The following is a 22,951-nucleotide window of genomic DNA, read 5'->3' as shown; positions in this document are numbered from 1 at the left end:
GTACGCGATGTAAACGGCTAAAAGCCGCAAAATACATTTCGAAGCATCACAATCACTTCAAGAGTACGCAAATCACCAACACGGTAAAAAACCCGATTAGCATCTTTGCGTGTACGCAACACACCTTTTTCCCGCATCAAAGCCAGATGCTGGGAAATATTCGATTGTGTGGTGCCCACTTGCTCCACAATATCTTGCACGCTGACTTCTTTATCCCCTAAAACACAGAGAATTTTTAAGCGTAGCGGGTGCGACATCGCTTTCATTGCACGCGAAGCCTGATCAATGTGGGTGTCGTCCATATGCTCAATGGAATTGGCCATAATCACTATCTAAGAATAAAAGGTTTAGGGGGATATTCTAATTATATATTGCTGATTAGGGTAGAAATATTGCCAAACGTCATAGAGGCTATTATGCAATGGGTTAGAATACTAGTGATATTTAAAAATTGTTTGCTTAACAAACCTGCGTAAGCAAACATCATAGGGATAAATTCTAATATGAGCCAAAACGTCAAACCTGTGTTGTTACTTATTCTAGACGGCTTCGGTTACCGTGAAGAGACAACGGATAACGCCATTGCCGCCGCCAAAAAGCCTCATTTAGATCGTTTATTTGCCACTTACCCGTGGACCACAATTAACGCATCAGAAGAATACGTTGGCCTGCCTAAGGGTCAATTTGGTAACTCTGAAGTAGGCCATCTAAATATTGGCGCAGGGCGCGTGCTGCAACAAGACATCAGCCGCATTGATTGTGACGTTGCGGATGGCTCCATTGGTCAAAACCCTGTATTTGCTGCTGCCATTTTACAAGCTAAAAACAATAGCAAAACGCTACATATTCTAGGCTTGATTTCTGATGGTGGCGTACATTGCCACGAAGCCCATGTAAATGCCTTGATTGCTGCTGCTAGCGATGCGGGCGTCGCCCACATCCATGTGCATGCCTTCCTTGATGGCCGTGATACTCCTCCACGCAGCGCCGCAATCTACCTAGCCAAATTACAAGCCGTGTGCGATGCCCATCCCGCAGCACGTATTGTTTCTGTTACTGGCCGCTACTGGGCAATGGATAGAGACAAGCGTTGGGAGCGCATAGAGCCCGCCTACAAGGTGATGGTTGAAGGCGAAGGGCTGTTTCATGCCGCCACAGCAGCAGATGCACTGGCAGCAGGTTATGCGCGCAATGAAAACGATGAATTTATCTCCGCAACCGCCATTGGCGAAAAATCATCGATGCAAGACGGTGATGTAGTGATCTTTATGAATTTTCGCGCCGACCGTGCCCGCCAAATCACCACCGCACTCACTGATGCCAGCTTTGATAGTTTTAAAGCGCGTCAGCCTAAATTTGCCTCATTTAGCACCGCAACCAACTACGGCTCAGCCTATCCAAGCCTGCTTGTGGCCTACGATAAGCCAAAAGTGAAAAATAGCTTTGGTGAATATGTAGCAGCTCAAGGCTTGAAACAGCTACGCATCGCCGAAACCGAAAAATACCCGCACGTGACTTACTTTTTCTCGGGCGGAGAAGAAAAAGAATTTGCTGGCGAAGACCGTATCTTAGTGCCATCCCCTAAAGTGGCTACTTACGATTTGCAGCCAGAAATGAGCGCGCCAGAAGTCACTCGGCAAATTGTGGCTGCCATCGAATCCAAGCAATACGCAGTCATTATCTGTAACTATGCCAATGGCGATATGGTGGGCCACTCAGGTATTTTTGACGCAGCCGTTAAAGCAGTTGAAGCTTTAGACCAGAGTGTTGCACAATGTGTTGACGCCATGCTTGCAGCGGGAGGAGAAATCCTCATCACTGCCGATCATGGTAATTGTGAATTGATGTATGACCACACCGCACATCAGCCGCATACCCAGCACACCACGGATCAAGTTCCTTTTGTGTATATCGGTCGCCCAGCAACCATGGCGGCCCGTGGTAGCGGCGCTTTACGTGATATTGCCCCAACCATGTTGGCCTTAATGGGCCTTAATCAGCCCGAAGAAATGACGGGTAAATCATTGGTGAATTTCTAAATTGCTTAGACCGCTATTTCTTTTATTGCTTACAAGCGGTGCACTGGCTGCACCTGCTACCCCCGCCGCTCCGCAGCAAGAATCACAGGTCAAGCAGGCCGAGCTAAAAGACTTACGCGGTCAACTGCAAGAGCTTAAAAAAGATCTGGCTGTTAACGAATCCCACCGAAGCGAAGCCACAGACGCTTTAAAAGATTCAGAAACAGCCATTTCTGACGCCAACCGCGTGCTAAGCAGCATGCAAGCAGAACAAGCCTTAAGTACCGCCGAAATTAAGCGCTTAGAAAACGATATCAGCCATACCCGCAGTGGCATTCAAGCCAGCCAAGTTAGGCTGGGTAAAATCCTTAAAACACGCTACAAAGCTGGGCAAATTGAAGCTTGGCGCTTGCTACTCAACCAGCAAGACCCCAATCAAGTCAGCCGCGAGCTCACCTATTACCGCTATATCAGCCGCTCTCAGTTGCAATTGGCCAATAAACTAGAAGCGCAGCTTGCCGAGCTATCCCAGCTATCTGAAGAAATTCGCCAAAAAAACGAAGCCTTGCAGCAACTCGCCCAGCGTAAAAAACAGCAAAAAGAAGTGCTGGTTTCTGAGCAGCAAGAAAAAAAACAAATTGTGAATAGCCTGTCACAAGAAATCAGCAGTCAACGGAATCAAATCCAAAAACTCGCTGCCGATGAAAAACGCCTGACCGGCCTAGTCGACAAATTAAACGCGATTATTAAACGCCAAGAACTAGAACGCGCCAAACAAGCCGCGGCAGCCAAACAGCTGGCAGAAAAGAAAACAAAAGAGCGCGCAGCCAGAAACGCCGCCGCACAGGCCAAGGCAAAAGCCGCAGGTAAACCCGCGCCCAAAGCCGAACCAGAACCAGCCCCCACATTGAACAGCGCTTTACCCGATGCCAGCCAAGCGGGGCAAGCCTTTGCTTCACTCAAAGGCAAGCTAAGATTGCCAATTAAGGGCGAAATTATGGGCCGCTTTGGCACCGCGCGTGGTGAAGGTGGGCAATGGAAAGGCGTGTTTATCCGTGCCGCTTCCGGCCAGAGCGTAAAGGCCGTTGCCAGCGGGCGTGTGGTGTTTGCCGAATGGCTACGTGGCTTTGGCAATATGCTGATTGTGGATCACGGCGGTGGATATATGAGTATTTACGCCGCGAATGAGAGCATTCTTAAGCAAGTAGGTGATACGATTAAGGCAGGAGACAGCATTGCCACCAGCGGTAACAGCGGTGGAATGGCAGATTCCGGCTTATACTTTGAACTCAGACAAAATGGCCGCCCCGTTGATCCACTAGCGTGGGCTGGCTGATGAACAATAAGCAAAGAGGCTTTGCCCGCATCATTTGCAAAGCGATTGGCCCAAAAATTATTTGCTATACCTAATAAGAGCATTCCAATCAAACCACGAGAGTGCGCCGCGCCTAAGGTCATTTAGTGCTTTTCGTGGAAAAAAGTATCAAAAAAAAACATAAATTGTACGGTCTAAACCCATGTCAGTAAGCCTATAACAGGAAAATGCGGATGTCCTCGAGCAGCAAAAAACCAAAGCTCCAAAAGATCGCCTTGCTACTGGCAGGCGCAGGTCTGGGCGTTGCCCTCAGCCTTTCCTTTAATGCCGTCGCCGATAAAGATGCCGGCGGTAATCCACTACCCGTTGAAGAGCTGCGCGCATTTTCAACGGTATTTGGCTTGATTAAGCAAAGCTATGTTGAGCCCGTTGAAGATAAAAAACTGATTACTGAAGCCATCAAAGGCATGGTATCCGGCCTTGATCCGCATTCAAGCTATCTAGATGCCGATGCATTTAAAGATATGCAAATCCAAACTCAGGGTGAATTTGGTGGTTTAGGCATAGAAGTCAGCATGGAAGACGGCTTGGTTCGTGTGGTCTCACCGATCGAAGACACCCCTGCTTACCGCGCTGGCGTAAAAGCAGGTGACTTTATCGCCAAAATCGACGAAACCCCCGTGCAAGGCATGTCGCTCAATGACGCCGTAACCAAAATGCGCGGCAAAATTGGCACCTCAGTTACGCTTACTATGTTGCGTAAGGGCGAAGGCAAGCCGATTGTGATCTCACTAAAACGCGCCGTCATTAAAGTGCAAAGCGTGAAATCTAAGCTGGCTGAACCTGGCTACGGCTATATCCGTGTGGCGCAATTCCAAGAGCACACCACAGAAAACGTCGCTCAAGCCTTAGAAGCGCTTTATAAAGAAAACAAAGCGCCACTCAAAGGCGTTGTGCTTGATTTACGTAATGATCCGGGCGGTTTGCTAAACGGTGCCGTGGGTGTATCCGCAGCTTTCTTGCCTAAGGATACGCTGGTGGTTTACACCGAAGGCCGCACGCCAGATTCTAAGATCAGGCTCACCGCTAGCAAGGAAAACTATCTGCGCGAAAGCGGCAAAGATGATTACTTTAAAAACACACCTAAAGAAGTGAAAACCGTGCCATTGGTGATTCTGGTCAATGGTGGCTCGGCTTCTGCTTCAGAAATTGTAGCGGGTGCACTGCAAGATCATAAGCGCGCCATCGTGGTTGGCACTCAGACTTTTGGTAAAGCATCGGTGCAAACCATCATGCCGATTGATAACAAAACGGCACTGAAGCTCACTACTGCGCGCTACTTCACTCCACTAGGCCGCTCGATTCAGCTAAAAGGGATCACCCCGGATATCGAAGTTGAAGAAGCAACACTCAACGGCAAGGAACAAAGCGCCTTCCGCATTCGTGAAGCCGATTTAGGCCATCGTTTGGATAATCCAAATGAAAAAGACGCGGGTAAAGCAGCATCCGAGCCTAAAGCCGTCATCAAGGCCCAAAAACCAAAAACAGTTGCAAGCGAAACGGCGGAAGAAAATCCACGCGAGCTGGCTTCTAAAAACGACTACCAACTGCAACAAGCACTGAATATTTTAAAAGTTCAGCAAATTTTGCAAAATAAAGCGGTAGCAGCACCGGCTAAATAGTCATTGCACAGTATCCATAGAGGGCTTGCCCTCTATGGATCCTGGGTATGGGAAAGCCGCCCATACCAGCTCGAAAAATGCGGAGAATAATGATGAAGCCAGCAGATTCTCTCTCTAGACAACGCGATATTCAATTTTACCCGCTCCCCGCCCAAGCCCATCTTGCGGCTCAGTTTTTAGCCACGATTCCTGGTATTACCGTTCAGATTTTTTCCAGCAAGCACTGTATCTCTGTGCAATACCTAATCCAAGAACACTCACTACAAATCATCGAAAATCAACTCAAAGTGGCTGGGTTTCATCTGGATGAAAGTATCCTGAGCAAAATCAAACGCGCCCTAGTCTATTATTGCGAAGATATCGCTCGCAGCAATTTAGAAATCCCCGAACACAACATTAAAAGTCGTGATGTCTATGTGAAGGTCTGGGAAAATCACCCACACGGCGATCATGACGAAACCCCTGAGGAGTTGCGAAGATATTTATAAAATACTCGCCCAACTACACAGCGGGTTGACACCATGTAATTAGCCGGCACACAACACCTTACACTCTTCTTTTATGTGATTTTTAGCCATGATCTACGCTACGCTATCCCCCTCCATTGCTAACGAAGCTGAGCTCAGCGATCAAGATTTACTGCGCTATAGCCGCCATATTCTGCTCAATGAAATCGGCATCGAAGGCCAGCAGGCAATCAGCAATGCGCATGTGTTGCTGATTGGTGCGGGGGGTTTAGGCTCACCCGCTGCGCTCTATCTAGCCTCAGCAGGTGTTGGCACACTCAGCATTGTGGATGACGATCATGTGGAATTATCTAATCTGCAGCGCCAAATCATCCATAACACGGCCAGCCTTGGGCAAAATAAAGCCATATCGGCCAAAGCGGCAGCTAGCGCGATCAACCCGCAAATAAAAATCAATGCAATCACCACACGCGCCACGGCGGCAGAGCTAAATAAACTCGTTGCAGCGGCGGATATTGTGCTGGATTGCTGCGACAATTTTGCCACCCGCCACGTGGTAAACCGCGCCTGTGTCGCACACAAAGTGCCTCTGGTTTCAGGTGCGGCAGTGCGCTTTGATGGTCAGCTCACCACGTTTGATGCACGCCTCGGCAACGCCCCCTGTTATCACTGCTTATTTGGGGAAGAAGGCGAAGCCAGTGATGGCCCATGCGCCACCTTTGGCGTATTTGCCCCGCTGGTAGGGATTATTGGCGCAGCGCAAGCCGCCGAGGCGCTCAAGCTGCTTATGAGAATAGGCACGCCGCTGATTGGACGCTTGCAGCTATTAGATGCCCGCAATATGGCTTGGCGCGAAATGCGCTACAAGCAAGACCCTGCCTGCCCAGTTTGCAAGCACCACACGCAATAAACGATAATAATTATCATTAACATACCTTACTGTGTAGACAAGCGGTCTAAAAGCTGCAATAGTAGAGGCCATGAACGCACTTCAACGCCCTCTTATTTCCCAGCCAATGAGCTGGTGCTACCGCCACTATATGTTACTGGCGGCCTAGACTCATTTATTTGAACAATGCCGCCGGTCCAGGCGGCATTGTTGTTTCTACACACCCCATGGGCTCGGCGGCGTAAATCCACACAAGGATCGAGAACATGACTTCGCATATTATTTTGACTGGCGACCGCACTACTGGCCCATTGCATTTAGGCCATTTTGTGGGTTCATTACAAAACCGCCTCGCCTTTCAAGACAAACACACCCAATTTTTGATGCTGGCCGACGCGCAAGCGCTCACCGATACTGATCACGATGTAGTACATCGTAATGTATTGGAAGTAGCGCTTGATTACCTTGCAGTTGGTCTTGATCCTGCTAAAAACACTATTTTTATTCAGTCGCAAGTCCCTGAGCTATCTGAGCTGACTTACTACTTTATGAATTTGGTCACGGTAGCACGCTTAGAGCGCAACCCTACGGTTAAAGAAGAAATTCGCCAAAAGAACTTCCAGCGAGATATTCCCGCAGGATTTCTAACTTACCCCGTGAGCCAAGCAGCCGACATTACCGCCTTTAAAGCCACCGCCGTGCCAGTAGGGGCAGATCAGGCTCCGATGATCGAGCAGACCAATGAAATTGTGCGCCGTTTTAATACCCTCGTAGGTAAAGATATTCTGCTAGAAACCCGTGCTATCATCCCGCAAACCGGCCGCCTGCCGGGTGCAGATGGCCAAAGCAAAATGAGTAAATCTCAGGGAAATGCGCTGCATTTATCGGCCAGCCCAGATGAAATTAGCCAATACGTAAAAAGCATGTACACCGATGCGAAGCACTTAAGAATTAACGATCCAGGCCAAGTTGAAGGCAACGCCGTCTTTACCTTTCTTGATGCTTTTGAACCTGATATTAGTTTTATTGACGATTTGAAAGCCAAATATCGCAAGGGTGGCTTGGCCGATTCAGTGATCAAGCAGCATTTAGAGGTACGCCTGCAAGAGTTGATTGCGCCGATCCGCACCCGCCGTCTTGAGCTAGCCAAAGATCCTGCCCATGTTATGCAAATCTTAAAAGCAGGCACGATGCATGCACGCACCATCGCCGCAGCAACTTTGGGCGAAGTAAAATCTGCACTGGAGTTGGACTATTTTAACTAGCAGATTGTCCTCATAAGCACAGATAGGGGCGGCTATCCGTCCCCCTACAAACTTTGGCCTAGAAAAATTTCATAGGCTAAATCCACCACCTTATCGGGATATTGACGGCCCTCTATCCTGCCAATTAAACGCTCAGCAGCCAACCGGCCAATCGCTTCACGCGGAGTGATTACGCTGGCTAGCTGTGGTGCTAGGGCTAGGCCAATATCGAGGGCATTAAATCCTGCCACGCTAATTTGCTCTGGCACACGAAACCCCAATGCTTGGCAAGCCAACATCGCGCCCGCAGCAATATCATCATTGGTGCAAAAAACCCCATCCAAATCAGGCGCAACTTGCAGCGCATCACGTAATAATTGCCCACCTAAGGTAAAGCAGGAAGGCTGATCGGTGTGAATCAGAATAGGCTCAAAACCCGCCTTAGCCAGTGCCGCTAAATACCCTGCTTCACGCTGGCGAGTTCTATGGTCTAAGCGTGCGGCCAGATAGGCAATCCGCTTACGCCCTTTAGCCAGCATTAAACCAACCATCACTTGCGCCGCCGCTGCGTGATTTAAGCCAACCGCCAAATCAATCGGCCGCTCAGGCAGCTCCATAATTTCTACCACGGGAATAGCGGCGGTTTCCAACATTCTTAAGCTGCGATGGGTATGTTGCGTTTCAGACAAAATCAGCCCATCGACATTAAACGAAAGTAATTGCTCAATCTGCTGCTCTTCCCGAGCCATCGTATAGCCATAATGGCCGTAGAGCGCGTGTAACCCTGCTGGCCCTGTTACCGACTCAATGCCACGTACTACACTAGAAAAGACCTGATTTGACATAGAAGGTAGCAACACACCAATTGCACGGCTTTTGGCGTTAGCCAGCATATCGGGCACACGATTATGGATATAACCCAGCTCCTCCATTGCCAGCGCAATTTTCTTAGCTGTTGCCACGGCCACTTGCTGCGGCTCACGCAGATAGCGGCTAACAGTCATTTTGGAAGCCCCAACTTTATCGGCAACATCTTGCAAAGTAGGCCGCCGAGTTTTGTGATTCATATGATTCCTAAAACAATTTCTGCAAGGGATTAGCAACAAGGAAAAATCGCTTAGCAGTTCTTACCGCTACAGATTTATATGCACTTGGTAGCATCAGTGCCACTACCTAAAGCAGCTCATCTAATCCACACCTATACTGTCTTTACATGTAATTTCAACCCGATCAGCTGAGCTATTATTTCGTATATGCACGTCTAGCCTTAGATCTCTGGAGTATGAAGCGTGCGCCTGCTGTTAACGAATCTGCTCCTAGCCTTAGTTTACTTAGTGGCAGGTAAGCTTGGCCTACTGATGTCACTTCCTCCCGGCTATGCCACGGCCATCTGGCCGGCAGCAGGAATAGCATTCGCTGCCTGCTTATTGTTTAATGGACGCAAAGTATGGTCAGGTATCCTTCTTGGCTCTTGGTGCGTTAACTCAAGCATAGGGCCGCAATGGGATCTAGGGATTTTACCCCTTATTATTGCCGCTGGATCGGTCTTACAAGCCATAGTTGGCGCCAGATTACTACGCAAATTTGATCCACACTTTGAAATGGATCAGCCTATACGCATTCTGCAATTTAGTGGCTCTGGATTACTGGCTTGTACCATCGCCAGCAGCATTGCCAACACCGCTTTATTTTTTAAAGGCTATTTAAGTGCAGATTTACTTGCACAAAATTTCTCCACTTGGTGGCTTGGGGATGCACTGGGTGTATTAATTTTTACACCACTCTGTATTGCCCTTTACGATAAACGCCCAGCTTGGAGGGAGCGGCGCTGGATGGTGGTTACGCCACTCCTGCTCACCTTCTCATCATTTATCTGCGTGTATTTATTTATCAGGAACAGTGAAATAAGGCAGATACAAAGCCAGTTTGCTACCGAATCAATCACGATTAGCCAAGATTTTGAGCAATTAGATGCAGTGAACACCCAAACCCTAAGCAATTTAGCCACTCTTGCCCAACTGGTTAAACCATTATCCTTGCCGCAGTTTTCTACCTTTGTAAAACAAAGTAATAAAGCAGCGACAAGCTTTCGCACTTTTGGCTGGGCCCCCCTATTACGCCACGCACCCTACGATCACCAATATAAGCAGCTACAACAAACCCTCAATTTAAATAATATAAAAATACACCGCTTAGCCAACTGGCAACCCAATCCCCTTGGTGTTTTACCCTTAACCATGATTAGCCCACCCAGCCCTTCGGTATTGGGATTAGATTTGCTCTCCGAGCCACGCCGAGCCCAAACAGCAAACGCAGTTATTGCTAGCCATAAAGTAGCCATCAGCCCCAAAATCTTACTAAGCGATGATTTAAAAGGGCCTGGTGGCTTACTCATGATGGCCCCTGTTTTATCTGCAACGGGGGAAGTAGAAAGCATTGTCACGGGCGTCATTGATATTCGGGGCTGGCTTAAACTGATGCAGCAGCACAAGCAAGTGCAGTGGGCGATCCTTGATCTTACCGAGGGCAAAACTGAAGTTATTTACTCTAATTTTACTAAACCCTTTCCCTCATTTCAAAGCTCAAGCCAACTCGATGCTATGGGTGTTTATTACCAGCAACCGCTCAATTTTGCGAATCGTCAATGGCAGTTGCTCTTGCATAAACCCACCAATGCCTTAGGTGGCAGTACCATCAGTGCATCCTTAGTGCTGTTATTTTGTATCCTGACTGCCACTGCCGTACTTGGCAATCTCGCCTTAATTTTAAGTGCAGACCGCCGCCGTGTAGCTGCCGAAGTTGAAATAAAAACCCTTGTTTTGCAGCAAGAAATGGCCATCCGCAAGCAACAAGAGATACAACTCATTGAGGCCAAACAGCAAGCTGAATCAGCCAATTTAGCCAAGAGCCAGTTTCTAGCTACCATGAGCCACGAAATCCGCACCCCACTTAATGGCGTAATGGGAATGGCGCAGTTGCTGATGCAAGAACAAGTAGACGAGACAGAACGCTTAGATTACGCACAAACCATCCTTCGCTCTGGCGAAAATCTGCTTTCCTTACTGAATGAAATTTTAGATTTTTCTAAAGTAGAAGCAGGGAAAATGGAATTAGAATCGCTGATTTTTCAACCCGCTGAGCTAGTGCAAGAAGTCGCTAATTTATTCCGAGAAACCGCCCATCAACGGGGCCTGCAGTTAGATTTATTATTTGATGTACCGCTTCATTTAAGCTGCTGGGGGGATCCTTATCGCTTAAGACAAATCATTAGTAACTTACTCAGCAACGCACTTAAATTTACTTCGGCTGGCACCATCACTCTAAAACTAGAGCAATTAGAAAATTCTTTCTTAAAATTTACAGTAGCAGACACCGGAGACGGAATTGATGAACTGCAAATCTCTAAATTATTTAAAACCTTTAGCCAAGGTGATGGCAGTATTACACGCCGTTATGGTGGCACAGGCTTAGGCCTTGCCATTTGCCGCAGCCTAATTCAACTAATGGGGGGTGAAATCGGTGTAATAAGCCAATTAGGAAAGGGATCACAATTTTGGTTTCAAATTCCTGTTGATGAAGCTACAGACTCCGAAAAACGCCTCCCCACCCAATACCAAGCATTAGCTACACAAGCAGAACAAACAAAATTACAACGCATCTTAGTCGTTGAAGATAATCCAATTAATCAAGTTGTGGTGTTGGCTATGTTGGCTCGATTAGGCTATCAAACAGAGTTGGCACAGCACGGGCAAGAAGCACTCGATGCCTTAAAAAGCACAACTTCATTTGATTTAGTTTTAATGGATTGCCAAATGCCCATCATGGATGGCTACGAGGCTAGTTTACAAATTCGTAGTTGGGAGCAGCAATTCAAACGAAAACACATCCCAATTATTGCCCTCACTGCAGATGCCTACCAAGAAGATAAAGAGCGCTGCCAAGCGGTAGGCATGGATGATTTTTTAAGTAAACCCATTAGTATTCATGACCTAGCAGAAACATTGCAACGCTGCCTCTCCCCACGGCTGGCCAGCTCTATATTAGGCAACTCCTTACTCACACGGCCTACTAGGCTAAAAGTAAGCAAATAATCATCGCGTGATGCAAACTTTTCCCCCACAAACCGCCCAGAGGGATGAAGCAAGCCGCCCCATTCTGCCATCGGTATCACAACGTAATATGTATCAATCAAGATCATGGTTGAAAAACCAATAAATAAGTGGGCACTGGCTCTAAAGCGCTGCGCCTGATAGACTACTGCCCCTTTTGGTCTGCGGGATAAGTCATTGTGAATACAACATCTTTTGCCAATCTACCTCTCTCGCCGGCCATGCTGCAAAACTTGGACAGCTTGGGTTACGTTGAGATGACCGAGATCCAAGCGCGCAGCCTGCCGCTGATTCTAGAGCGCCGCGATTTAATCGCCCAAGCAAAAACCGGCAGCGGCAAGACGGCAGCGTTTGGGATTGGCATGCTGCATAAGCTCAACCCCAGCTACTTTGCCATTCAGGGCTTGGTGATTTGCCCCACCCGCGAGCTGGCCGATCAAGTTTCTAAAGAGCTGCGCCGTTTGGCACGCTTTACCGACAATATTAAAATTTTAACCCTTTGTGGCGGCTCGCCCATGGGGCCGCAAATTGCCTCGCTTGTACACGGTGCGCATATTATTGTGGGCACACCGGGGCGTATCCGCGACCATTTAGGCCGCGCCTCGATTGATTTATCCACCGTACAAACGCTGGTATTGGACGAAGCCGACCGCATGGTGGATATGGGCTTTTACGATGAGATCGCCGGTATTGTCAGTGCCTGCCCAACGCGCCGCCAAACCCTGCTGTTTTCTGCCACTTATCCCGACAATATTCGTAAAGACAGCGCTAAATTCTTAAAGCTGCCTGCCGAAGTGAAAGTAGAGGCACAACATGCTGACAGCCAAATCGAACAACGCTTTTACCTCGTCGAACACGAGGAACGTAACGCCGCCGTGGCGCAGCTACTCAATCACTACAAACCGGTCTCGACACTGGCCTTCTGCAATACCAAGATCCACTGCCGCGAGCTTGCAGCTGAGCTCCGAGATCAAGGTTTTAGTGCCCTGGCGCTTTACGGCGAGCTAGAGCAACGCGAACGCGACGAGATTCTAGTGCAGTTTGCTAATCAAAGCTGCTCTGTGCTGGTGGCCACCGATGTCGCCGCACGCGGCTTAGATATTCAAACCCTAGGTGCAGTGATTAACGTTGACGTATCTAAAGATACCGAAGTGCATATCCACCGCATTGGCCGCACCGGCCGTGGCCACGATAAAGGCTTAGCCCTTAGCCTTTGCGCCCCAAACGAGAAAAAATGGGTCACCCTGATCGAAGAATACCAAGGCGGCCCAGTACGTTGGTTTGATTTAAACACCCTAGAAGCCGAGGCTAGTGGCCCGCTACGTGCCCCGATGGTGACGCTGTGCATTATGGGCGGCAAGAAAGAAAAACTGCGCCCAGGCGATTTACTTGGTGCACTCACTGGCGATGCGGGCCTAACTAAAGAGCAAGTCGGTAAAATTAATGTATATGAATTTATGACCTATGTAGCGCTTGATCGCCGCGTGGCAGATAAAGCATTTAATAGCCTGAGCCAAGGAAACATCAAAGGCCGCAGCTTTAAAATGCGCTTTATTGGCGCTTAATTGGCAGTGGGCACGGCATGCCGTGCCCCTACAAAGACACAATTAGCGCAGTGTAATCTGCACTAATTCATGATTGCTTCACACACCAACGCAAGTACACAGGTATAATCCCGCCGTGGGCGCGTTACCCAGTCTCCGCGCTACACCACCCAGATACGCCATCAAGCTTGAAATCCTTTACCTCGCAGTGTTTTTTTGCATGCAGGGCTCAGCAAAAAGTTGCTGAGTGAGCTATCTTGATGCCATATTTGTAAGATCACCTACCCCATCTGCCTTTGACTGGCGCCACTCTTGGCGACAGGCCGATATCTCCTCTGGAGTTTGAATGAGTTTTTCCGCCCTAGGGCTTGCGGACGATATCGTCCGTGCCGTTACTGAACTTGGCTACACCACACCAACCCCTATTCAGCAACAGGCGATTCCTGCCGTGCTATCCGGTGGTGATTTACTTGCTGGCGCGCAAACCGGCACGGGTAAAACCGCCGGCTTCACGCTGCCGCTGCTGCATTTACTCAGCACAAAACCTGCCACTGGCAAAAAGATTCGTGCACTGATTCTGACCCCTACGCGTGAACTGGCCGCTCAGGTTGAAGAAAGCGTGCGCGACTATGGTAAATATCTGCCACTTAAATCCATGATGATGTTTGGTGGCGTGAGTATTAATCCGCAAATTAAGCAGCTAAAAGGCCAGGTAGATATTCTGGTGGCCACACCGGGCCGTCTGCTTGATCATATGTCGCAAAAAACCGTTGATTTAAGCGCGGTTGAGATTTTGATTCTGGATGAAGCAGACCGCATGCTCGACATGGGCTTTATCCGTGATATCAAAAAAGTGCTGGCCCTATTGCCTGCCAAGCGCCAAAACCTGCTGTTCTCGGCTACTTTTTCTGACGAAATCAAAACCCTTGCCGATGGCCTGCTCGATAAGCCTGCACTAATCGAAGTGGCTCGCCGCAACGCCACGGCCGAAATGATTACGCAAAAGGTTTATTTTGTTGACCGTGAGCGCAAACGTGAGCTGCTCACCCAGCTGATCAAAGAAAAAAATTGGTTCCAAGTTTTGGTGTTTACCCGCACCAAACACGGCGCTAATCGCTTAGCTGAGCAGCTAAGCAAAGATGGCATTAACTCACTGGCCATTCACGGTAATAAGAGCCAAGCCGCTCGTACCCGTGCTTTGGCCGAGTTTAAATCTGGCACGCTGCAAGTACTGTGCGCCACCGATATCGCCGCTCGCGGTATTGATATCGAAGAATTGCCACACGTGGTTAACTTTGAGCTGCCGAATGTAGCCGAAGATTATGTACACCGGATTGGCCGCACGGGCCGTGCTGGCTCTGAAGGCGAAGCGATTTCTTTGGTTTGTGTGGATGAGCACAAGCTATTAAATGATATCGAACGCCTGATCAAACGCGATATCACCCGTGAAAGCGTAGATGGCTTTGCGGTTGATCCAAGTATCAAAGCCGAGCCAATCTTAAATGGCCGCAATGGTGCAGCGCGCAACACCAACCGCGATCCCCGTAACCCAAATAGCGGCCGCCCTCCGCGTGGGCATAATCGCACCAACAATGCCCCTGCAGCAGCAGCGAGTGATGCGCCGCGCCCACCACGCAGCAATCCGCGTGCTAGCGATGATAGCCGCCCAGCCAGCCGTTTTAACCCCGATGCACGCCCTGCTTCAGAAGGCCGGTTTAACAATAATCCACGTGGTGAAACGCCTTCTTCCGCAGCGCCTCGCCCTGCTGGTGAAGGCCGCTTTAACAACAATCCACGTGGCGAAGCGCGCACCCCATCGGCAGCTCGACCAACCGATGGCCGCAGCCGTTCTGGCCGTGGGGATCAACCACAAGGCCGTGCGCCGCAAGAGCGTAGCTATGCCGATCGTGGCGCGCGCAGCGATACACGCAGCGCAGCACCACGTGCACCCGCCGCTAAGCCGCGTGGCGATCAACAGCCATTGAGTAATGAAAACACCCCAGTGGCCGCCCTTTTTGCCCCGATCAAACGATCGGGTGGTCGTCACCACTAAGCAGCGGCACGGCATGCCGTGCTATAGCGGTTTTACCCAAACGGCGCTCTAAGCGCCGTTTTTTTATATTTACTCTCTGCAAGTGCGTAAAAAGTAATTACTCACAAAACAGCCCCCTTCCCACTCCCACCCGCTTAGTTATTTAAGCCGCAATAAACCGCCTATCCCCGCATAAGCACTAGCGTTAAGCTCACAAATAAACATGCGGCTCCCTTGGCAATACTCACCTAGAAGCGGCCAGCCTAACCCTAAATAGCTAGATCTTGGCCCAGCTCAAGGTATGTAGCCCCCCCTCAGTCTAAGCTCAAAAAAATCCCTTAGAAGCCTGCCACCATGACGCAAAATCACCCCAAACTACCAACAGATCCTTATTACGAAGGTGTTCCTGACTATATGACCGAGGTGTACGACTGGGCCTATGTCAATCCCAAACGCGTTGATCAGCTCGACCATAATATGGTGGTAAAGGTGCTGCTATTTGGGAATGATCAACGCCTAATGCGTGCCTATTTGAATGAAATCAAACCAGGAATGAAGGTATGGCAGGTGGCACATGTTTATGGTGATCTAGTACGTAAAGTGGCACAAAAAGTGGGGCCAGATGGTGAGTTTCATTTAAGCGATATCACCCCTGCACAAATTGAACACGCCCAAGCCAAATTAGCTTTGTATCCATGGGCAAAAGTGATTCGTAGCGATGCCGCCACCTATCAGAGCCAACTATCGTTTGATCTTATTTGCAGCTTCTTTTTACTGCATGAAGTGCCTGATGAAAAAAAACGCAGCATCGTCGACCATATGCTCAGCCAAATGCCCGTTAGTGGAAAAGTATTGTTTGTTGATTACCATCGCCCATCGCTGTGGCAACCAATCCGTTGGATATTAAAATGGGTAAATGCCAAGCTAGAGCCCTTTGCCGAGGCATTATGGAATAATGAAATTAGCCATTACGCCAGCCAAGCAGAAAAATACCACTGGCAAAAGCGCACGATATTTGGCGGGGTCTACCAGATTGTGAGCGTCACGCGCACAATGCCGCAGCCCCCCTAAGCCGATCTAACCCAGCCAGCGCTCATCAAGGAGTTAAATCTATTGGTGTTAGATTCACAATTGCACTGAGCCAGAAGCAGCCAAGCACCAAGCATGAAGTAGTGAATGGCGGCTTGCTCTACTCTTCAGGGAACTGCATTGCTGTGGCTGCAGAATAGCTGCCAATACTTATCAAAAACTTATCAGCTACTTTGCACACTGCGATCAAAAGTCATCATCGCTGTAGATATCTGCTTGGTAACTCCGATTAAACAAACACCAAACTTACAACAAATGGAGCATTTGTTTTGACATTAGCAAGGAGCAAGACAGAAAATGATTGGATTCAGTTATTTTCTATCTATAGGAAAAGTTCATGCTGCACACAAAACTATTGCTCTCTAGTGCCATTTTCGCCTTAAGTACTTTTGCAAATGCCACAGTGATCGATTTCAATCATTTAACTCACAACGATACGGTTCAAACCTTCAATAGCATCAACACCAAGGGCTTTGTCATTAAAAATGACAGCCAAGGCAATGATCGTCTGGGTATTTGGGGGAAGAACGATGAGTTTCAGGCCGATAAAGGCCACGCTGCAGTATTTGTAAACTACAGCGGTAGCAAAACCAGTATTGAGCAAGCTAATAAATCATCCTTTAATTTTAAATCTATTGATCTTGCCGATGTTTTTAATAAGGGCGATTCAGCCTCTATTCAATTCAGCTTTTTTAATGGGCAAAGCACAACATTTGAAACTGTCGTTCTTGACCGGCTTATAGGTCTGCAAACCTTTGTTTTTAATAAAAAAAATCTCACCAAAGTCTCTTGGGTAGGCTCTAACAGCCAATTTGATAATATTAATATAAGCACACCAGTGCCAGAGCCAGAGACTTATGCCCTGATCGGCCTAGGCTTAACCGGCTTATGGAGCGCACGCCGCCGTAAGCAAGCATAATTTATAAAGCTTCTCACTATTTGCTCTTGCCATATAAGAACCACGCCATGATCAAGGTGGTTTTTATATGGCATTTCTGTTCATGGAATCCACACATTGCAGTGATTATTCACCAGCGAGCCTTAGCATTTGCCATGTCTAAGATAGCCATTTATAAAAAACACGGCACTAGTGAACTTTTGATTACCCAGCGGCTCTAATTAACGCATAGTTGTTCGCGTTATTCCCCATATATTTATATGGCATTATCCCTGCAATATACTTCCCAATATGAGCAATAACGTCTGATTTGTACAAACTGCAAATCATCTTATATAAAACTAAGCGCTTTTCTTTGCTGCATCTTGGTTTTTTTTCACTGTATACAGAGCTATGATGCTCTGTGTTCAATACGGCATATCTGTATGTAATATTGTCGAACTCGCTATAAATCACTGTCCCCACACTGGAGCATATTATGTTGAATCTTTTTTCTCTGGCGCCACAATGAAAGTAACACTCCCGATCTGGACTATTGCCGCCCCTGCTATCGCTTGGCTACTCTACCTCGCTCCTTTACAAAGCTTAGGCAGCATCTATCTTGGCTTATTGACCTTGGGCTTATTTGGTGGCGTCTTAGCGGCGGTACACCATGCCGAAGTCATTGCGCATCGGGTTGGTGAGCCTTATGGCACCTTGGTGCTGGCTGTTGCCATTACGATTATTGAAGTGGCTTTGATTGTTTCTTTAATGATGGCAGGCGGGCCAGAAACCACGGCACTGGCTAGAGATACCGTTTTTGCCGCAGTGATGATTATTCTGAATGGAATAGTTGGCATGTGCTTATTAGTGGGCGGTTTACGCTACAAAGAACAAAGCTTCAGCTTAGATGGTGCCAGCGCATCACTTACCACCTTGGCTGCCATTGCTGTACTCACCCTGATTTTGCCAAACTACACCACCAGTGCCCCTGGCCCTATATATACAAGCAGCCAGCTGATCTTTATTGCCGTAGTAACCTTAGTACTATACGGCACCTTTGTGCTGGTGCAAACCGTGCGCCACCGTGGTTATTTTTTGCCTAGCCATGCGGTTGAAGATGAAGAAATTCATGCCGAGCCACCTACGCTAAGCACCACCGCTATCAGCGCCTTTCTACTCTTAGTTTGCCTTGTAGCGGTGGTGTTATTAGCCAAAGCACTGGCACCCAGTATTGAGCTGGGAGTTGCCAATATGGGCGCGCCTAAAGCCTTGGTTGGCGTGATTATTGCTGCCGTAGTGCTATTACCAGAAGCCATTGCAGCCTTTCATGCTGCGCGTGCTAATCGCCTGCAAACCAGCTTAAACTTAGCCCTAGGCTCTGCACTTGCTAGTATCGGTTTAACTATTCCAACCGTTGCCGTACTTTCACTGAGCAGTGGCCTAACCTTAACCCTAGGCTTGGATATCAAGTCATCCTTGCTGCTGATGCTATCGCTGTTTATCACCATGCTATCACTCAAAACCGGTAAAACCACCGTATTACAAGGCGTAGTGCTCTTGGTGATTTTTGCCGTCTATTTATTTACCACTGTCATCCCATAAACCTATACAACGGTCTATATAAGCCATTAAACCATGGCCTGTATAGACCAACACAGGGGAAAATTATGCAATGGATTAGCCGTATTTCAATCTGCAGCAGCATCATTGCAGCACTCTTTTTGCCTCTGAATGCGCAGGCTAAAAACGTGAGCAGTACTAAAGCGATGACCTGCACAGATAGCACACAATGTGCCTATTTTTATGAAGTTTATCCTGCAGATAAAATGCTACGCCAGCAGCTCAATCTTGCCTTTACCACATCCAAAATCAAGCCACCACGCTGGCTAGGTAAAGGGACGTCTACGCCGATGATCCCTATTGTCTTAGGGCAAATACACTACCTAGCAGGATCGGTTTGCGAGCCACATAATTGTGGACATTCCGTCTATGTACTTTACGCACCAGCGCAAAAACGCGTAGTGGCTCACTACCAAACTGAAAATGGTCCAGCTCAATGGCTAGGCGAACCTAATCCTGCAGAACAACAGCTACTCACCGAGCTTGAAACCGCCAATAGCCCACTACAAACCAAGCTAGATAGCCACCCCAAGCTACCTATCATCGTGGACTAGCCAAGAAGGTGATGTAAAACCTAGCGCTGCAGCAAGGGCGAAACCCAATCACCCAGCGATAACATCCCAAGTAATTCGTGGGTTTCCCCTTTAAGCCGCCTTTAATATCGCAGTTAGATCACAAACTCCTACATCAATATCGCTACCCCATCCGCCCTCTGCCCTATTCTTCATGACATCATTTGCAAGATAATAAAGAAACACCGTAATATGACACTCACACATTACTAACCTGCCCCCAAAGGAAAACAAATGGGCCGTGTTATAACCATCATTATTCTGATAGGCGCATTCTCTGCCGCTTGGAGGCATTATCAACACCCCAGCCCATCCAGTGACAGCTATAGCAGCCAACAAATTAATCAATTAGCCAGCATGATTAAGCCAAATGAAGTAGTAATGTATTCCACTACGGAGTGCGTTTATTGCCATGAAGCCAAAGCTTGGTTAAATCAGAATAACGTTGCCTTTACCGAATGCAATATGAGTATTGAAGAACGCTGCCAACAAGAATTTAATAGCTATGGCGCAATCGGCACACCATTTCTGATTGTGCGCGGCCACCACATGAAAGATGGCTTCGATTCCGACGAGTTTTTACAAGCATTGAGTGTTTAATTTAAATGCCCAATATTTGTTCCTCATACACTGGGTAAATACCATGGCAATCAATCCTATCCTGCTTGATTTTCCCGATCAATTTGAATCTAAGCGCCTTATTATTCGCAGCCCACGCGCAGGCGATGGCCTGGCCATGCACGAAGCCAAGCTGGAATCGATGAATGACTTACGCCGCTATCCCGCCTCTTTGCCATGGGCCATGCGTGAATTCGATCTTGCCGATGCAGAAAGCTACTGCCGAAAATGCCAAGCCGAATTTATTGATAGATCCAATCTAACTATGCTGCTATTTTTAAAAGAAACAGGGCAATTTATTGGCGCATCCGGCTTAACAAGAATGAACTGGGAGATCCCAAAGTTTGAAATTGGCTATTGGTGCCGTACCTCACTGCACGGCCACGGCCTCATCACCGAAGCCGTCAATACCATTAGCGAATTCGCCTTTGAGCATTTAAACGCCAAACGCTTAGAAATATTTTCTGATGATTTAAATGCCGCCAGCTGGCGTGTAGCAGAAAAAGCCAGATTTCAACTTGAGGGCCTATTAAAAAACGAAAGGATAGATCCAAATGGCACGCTGCGCAATACGCGGGTATATGCCAAGATAGCCAATGCTTAACTTAAAATCGTTGCGCAATTGCAAAAAATTTAAAATCACTTAGCCAAAGCCCTAGGAGGCACTATGGAAAATGATCAATTTACTCAACCGTACCCCGCTTTGGCTAATACCCCTATCTATTTAACCCAGTTATCCACACTAAATAGATCATTAGCTGTTTACAGTATTTCCCCTCATCCGCTTGGGGGTTTAACTGAATAGAGATTTATGACTTTTAACCGACGAGCAGTAAAAACAGCAAGGCTAACCCTTAGGTCACTCAAACCCAGCGATTACCCCCTATGGTTTGATGCTTTAGTAAATCGCGTCCCTTTGCAAAGCAAATGGGATTTAGGCCCAGTAGAGCCAGAGAAATGCACCCCAGCTGATTTTATTCATTTAATTAAACGCCATAAAGAAATGGCAAAAAAAGATGATTGGTATTTCTATGGCGTATTTGAGAATCATACCGGCCAATTAATAGGTCACGTGGATTTTGATATTTTCTCCAGAAATACACATCAGTTTGCTAACTTTGGCTACCAGCTTTATAACCGACATTGGGGATTAGGCTATGGTCAAGAAGCGGCCGCCGCTGGTTTAAAGATAGGATTTAAGCAACTTAAATTAAACCGGCTTGAAGCCGCTATTAATTTAGACAATCACAAGTCGATTCGTTTAGTTAAAGCCATCGGAATGGAAGAAGAAGGAATCAAAAAAAGATATTGGTTTGAAAATGGCAAATGGACCGATCACTTAATCTATGCTGCCAATCCCGAACACTTAGGATTAAAACCAAACAATCCATTCTAATCAAAAAAGAACTCTCAAGGCCATTCTTAGCATTTAATTTATAAGAGAAAATTAGGGCAAGGAAAACGCTTTACCTTGCCCATGCAGATACACTACGTGAGCAATAGCCCGCCCAACAAAATCAACGCTGATAATAAGATATATAGTCCTCAAGCTGCAGCTGGCTAAATACACCTAAAGCCAAGGCAATGACAGCAGCAAATTCAAACACCGCCCATGGCTGAGCCGTAATCAATCGGCTATCAACCACAATATTTGCCCGCTCATAAACCACGCCCTGCCAAATAACTTGAACAAAATCGACAATCGCCTGTGGTACAAATTCCAGCGTGTAATTATGCGTAGCCCGTTTATTTATCAATAAACCACTACTTGCCAAGACTAAGGCCCCAGCGCAAATCCCCGCCAATATTGCACCATTGGCATAGCCTTCTTTTAAGCAATCACTAGCAAGGCGCAATGGAATAATTGAATCAGGATTACCACCTGGCACTATAATTGCACTAGCATTCGCAATATCAGCATAAGAGCCCACAGCACAGAGATACGTACCATTGGATGAAATATGCACACTACCATCCGGTGTGTAATAGCTAAGCTCGCAATATTGAGCAAGTAATTCAACCGCTGCGGCTATTTCAAAGAAGATGCAGCCTGGATAAAGCAATACTGCTATTTTTTTTGTCGCCATATTTTTCTATCAAAACTTTTTGAGCAATGAAATACTTCTATACTTTGGCACAAGCCATAAAACTAAAAAAATCTATGATAATAAGCCATACATAGCAATCCACCTTACCACTAAAACACACTGCAAATCGTATATCTGCTCCCTGCGACTAAGCGATTAGCAATGTCTTAGTCATAAAGTATTTACAGCCTGTTTGAGGGTAAGCCTCCTGAACCCAGCCCACTTGATAGCCAAATTTTTCATAAAATGGCTTGGCTTGAAAATTAAGCGTGTCCAATAAAGAGATCATACAACCTCTAGCAATGGCCGCGGACTCCAATTGGGCCAATATCTTTGAGCCAAGATCTTGCCCACGCAAAGTTTCATCCACCCAGATATTTTCAATCAATAACCACTGGCCAAAAGTTCTAGCACTAGCCCCTGCTAATAATTCACCTCCCTCGCCTTTAATTATAATGGCTAATGGTTGCTTCTTTTTAACTTCCCAGCGCTCCTCATTAAATACAGTTATTTTTTCTTCCAATTCTTCAAATAATTCAGCGGATGGATTTTGTAGCGTTTCAATATTCATTATTTTCACCAAAAAATAACTGCCATGTATAAAAAAACCTGATTATGCCTCTTACTCAATAAATACGCCGGTTTTACCCCAATCCTATCAATTTACGGCCACTGTTGATCGTTAAACCTTAAGCGATCAACTCAGATCTATCTATTGCAAGCATTGAAACGTCGTAGGGCGGGTGCAACCCGCGGTTTTTTCAGCATTACTCGCGGGTTGCACC

Annotated in this window: 20 protein-coding genes; 16 read left to right on the top strand and 4 right to left on the bottom strand. The window is 47.3% G+C overall.

The features are described 5' to 3' along the window. Positions 1–17: 17 nt before the first annotated feature. A complete protein-coding gene (locus Q0R17_RS01025) occupies positions 18–323 on the bottom strand; it encodes a helix-turn-helix transcriptional regulator (protein ID WP_293931219.1) in 306 nt (101 codons plus the stop codon). 180 nt (positions 324–503) lie between these two features. Between Q0R17_RS01025 and gpmI the strand changes: the two genes are divergently transcribed. From gpmI to trpS, 6 genes are all read left to right on the top strand, one after another. After that, positions 504–2,039, top strand: a complete 1,536-nt coding sequence (gene gpmI / locus Q0R17_RS01020) for a 2,3-bisphosphoglycerate-independent phosphoglycerate mutase (protein WP_293931216.1) — start codon at positions 504–506, stop codon at positions 2,037–2,039. A 1-nt stretch (position 2,040) separates the two neighbouring features. Continuing rightward, entirely contained in the window at positions 2,041–3,354 is a 1,314-nt protein-coding gene (locus Q0R17_RS01015) for a murein hydrolase activator EnvC (RefSeq protein WP_293931213.1), read from the top strand. Positions 3,355–3,566: 212 nt separating this feature from the next. Further along, complete coding sequence (locus tag Q0R17_RS01010; protein ID WP_293931210.1) at positions 3,567–5,015, top strand: S41 family peptidase; 1,449 nt, start codon at positions 3,567–3,569, stop codon at positions 5,013–5,015. An 89-nt stretch (positions 5,016–5,104) separates the two neighbouring features. Further along, entirely contained in the window at positions 5,105–5,503 is a 399-nt protein-coding gene (locus tag Q0R17_RS01005; protein ID WP_293931208.1) for a hypothetical protein, read from the top strand. A gap of 88 nt (positions 5,504–5,591) precedes the next feature. Continuing rightward, on the top strand, positions 5,592–6,392 hold the full coding sequence (locus Q0R17_RS01000) for a molybdopterin-synthase adenylyltransferase MoeB (protein ID WP_293931206.1): 801 nt from the start codon (positions 5,592–5,594) through the stop codon (positions 6,390–6,392). Between the two features lie 245 nt (positions 6,393–6,637). Beyond that, positions 6,638–7,636 (top strand): tryptophan--tRNA ligase, encoded by a 999-nt coding sequence (trpS, locus tag Q0R17_RS00995; RefSeq protein WP_293931203.1) that lies wholly within the window; start codon positions 6,638–6,640, stop codon positions 7,634–7,636. A gap of 44 nt (positions 7,637–7,680) precedes the next feature. Here trpS and Q0R17_RS00990 read toward each other — a convergent pair whose 3' ends face one another. Further along, positions 7,681–8,682, bottom strand: coding sequence for a substrate-binding domain-containing protein (locus tag Q0R17_RS00990; RefSeq protein WP_293931201.1), 1,002 nt, complete (start codon positions 8,680–8,682; stop codon positions 7,681–7,683). A 222-nt stretch (positions 8,683–8,904) separates the two neighbouring features. Here Q0R17_RS00990 and Q0R17_RS00985 point away from each other — a divergent pair, with 222 nt between their 5' ends. The 10 genes from Q0R17_RS00985 (at position 8,905) to Q0R17_RS00940 (ending at position 21,475) form a co-directional block, all read left to right on the top strand. Beyond that, on the top strand, positions 8,905–11,706 hold the full coding sequence (locus Q0R17_RS00985) for an ATP-binding protein (RefSeq protein WP_293931198.1): 2,802 nt from the start codon (positions 8,905–8,907) through the stop codon (positions 11,704–11,706). A 197-nt stretch (positions 11,707–11,903) separates the two neighbouring features. Then, the gene (dbpA, locus tag Q0R17_RS00980) at positions 11,904–13,289 is read left to right on the top strand and encodes an ATP-dependent RNA helicase DbpA (protein ID WP_293931195.1); all 1,386 of its coding nucleotides are present in this window, start codon (positions 11,904–11,906) and stop codon (positions 13,287–13,289) included. A gap of 325 nt (positions 13,290–13,614) precedes the next feature. Beyond that, positions 13,615–15,321 carry a DEAD/DEAH box helicase gene (locus Q0R17_RS00975; RefSeq protein ID WP_293931192.1) on the top strand — a complete coding sequence of 569 codons (1,707 nt, stop codon included), beginning with the start codon at positions 13,615–13,617 and terminating at the stop codon, positions 15,319–15,321. A 333-nt stretch (positions 15,322–15,654) separates the two neighbouring features. Beyond that, entirely contained in the window at positions 15,655–16,371 is a 717-nt protein-coding gene (rquA, locus tag Q0R17_RS00970; protein ID WP_293931190.1) for a rhodoquinone biosynthesis methyltransferase RquA, read from the top strand. Between the two features lie 355 nt (positions 16,372–16,726). Continuing rightward, complete coding sequence (locus tag Q0R17_RS00965; RefSeq protein WP_293931187.1) at positions 16,727–17,308, top strand: PEP-CTERM sorting domain-containing protein; 582 nt, start codon at positions 16,727–16,729, stop codon at positions 17,306–17,308. A gap of 486 nt (positions 17,309–17,794) precedes the next feature. Next, a complete protein-coding gene (locus Q0R17_RS00960) occupies positions 17,795–18,871 on the top strand; it encodes a calcium:proton antiporter (RefSeq protein ID WP_293931184.1) in 1,077 nt (358 codons plus the stop codon). Between the two features lie 65 nt (positions 18,872–18,936). Next, a complete protein-coding gene (locus tag Q0R17_RS00955; protein ID WP_293931182.1) occupies positions 18,937–19,443 on the top strand; it encodes an Ivy family c-type lysozyme inhibitor in 507 nt (168 codons plus the stop codon). Between the two features lie 252 nt (positions 19,444–19,695). Continuing rightward, complete coding sequence (locus tag Q0R17_RS00950; RefSeq protein ID WP_293931179.1) at positions 19,696–20,061, top strand: glutaredoxin family protein; 366 nt, start codon at positions 19,696–19,698, stop codon at positions 20,059–20,061. Between the two features lie 43 nt (positions 20,062–20,104). Next, a complete protein-coding gene (locus tag Q0R17_RS00945; protein WP_293931176.1) occupies positions 20,105–20,683 on the top strand; it encodes a GNAT family N-acetyltransferase in 579 nt (192 codons plus the stop codon). 207 nt (positions 20,684–20,890) lie between these two features. Beyond that, positions 20,891–21,475: a GNAT family N-acetyltransferase gene (locus tag Q0R17_RS00940; protein ID WP_293931173.1), complete on the top strand. Its 585-nt coding sequence runs from the start codon at positions 20,891–20,893 to the stop codon at positions 21,473–21,475. Positions 21,476–21,596: 121 nt separating this feature from the next. On the opposite strand, the gene Q0R17_RS00935 is transcribed toward Q0R17_RS00940, so the two are convergent. Further along, complete coding sequence (locus Q0R17_RS00935; protein WP_293931171.1) at positions 21,597–22,166, bottom strand: DJ-1/PfpI family protein; 570 nt, start codon at positions 22,164–22,166, stop codon at positions 21,597–21,599. Positions 22,167–22,314: 148 nt separating this feature from the next. After that, positions 22,315–22,737 carry an N-acetyltransferase gene (locus Q0R17_RS00930; RefSeq protein ID WP_293931168.1) on the bottom strand — a complete coding sequence of 141 codons (423 nt, stop codon included), beginning with the start codon at positions 22,735–22,737 and terminating at the stop codon, positions 22,315–22,317. Between the last annotated feature and the right edge of the window lie 214 nt (positions 22,738–22,951).

Origin of the sequence: Iodobacter sp., assembly GCF_025352645.1 — a bacterium.
Taxonomy (GTDB): Bacteria; Pseudomonadota; Gammaproteobacteria; order Burkholderiales; family Chitinibacteraceae; genus Iodobacter.
Note: the sequence above shows the minus strand (reverse complement) of the source record. Positions and strands in the feature narration are given on the sequence as shown.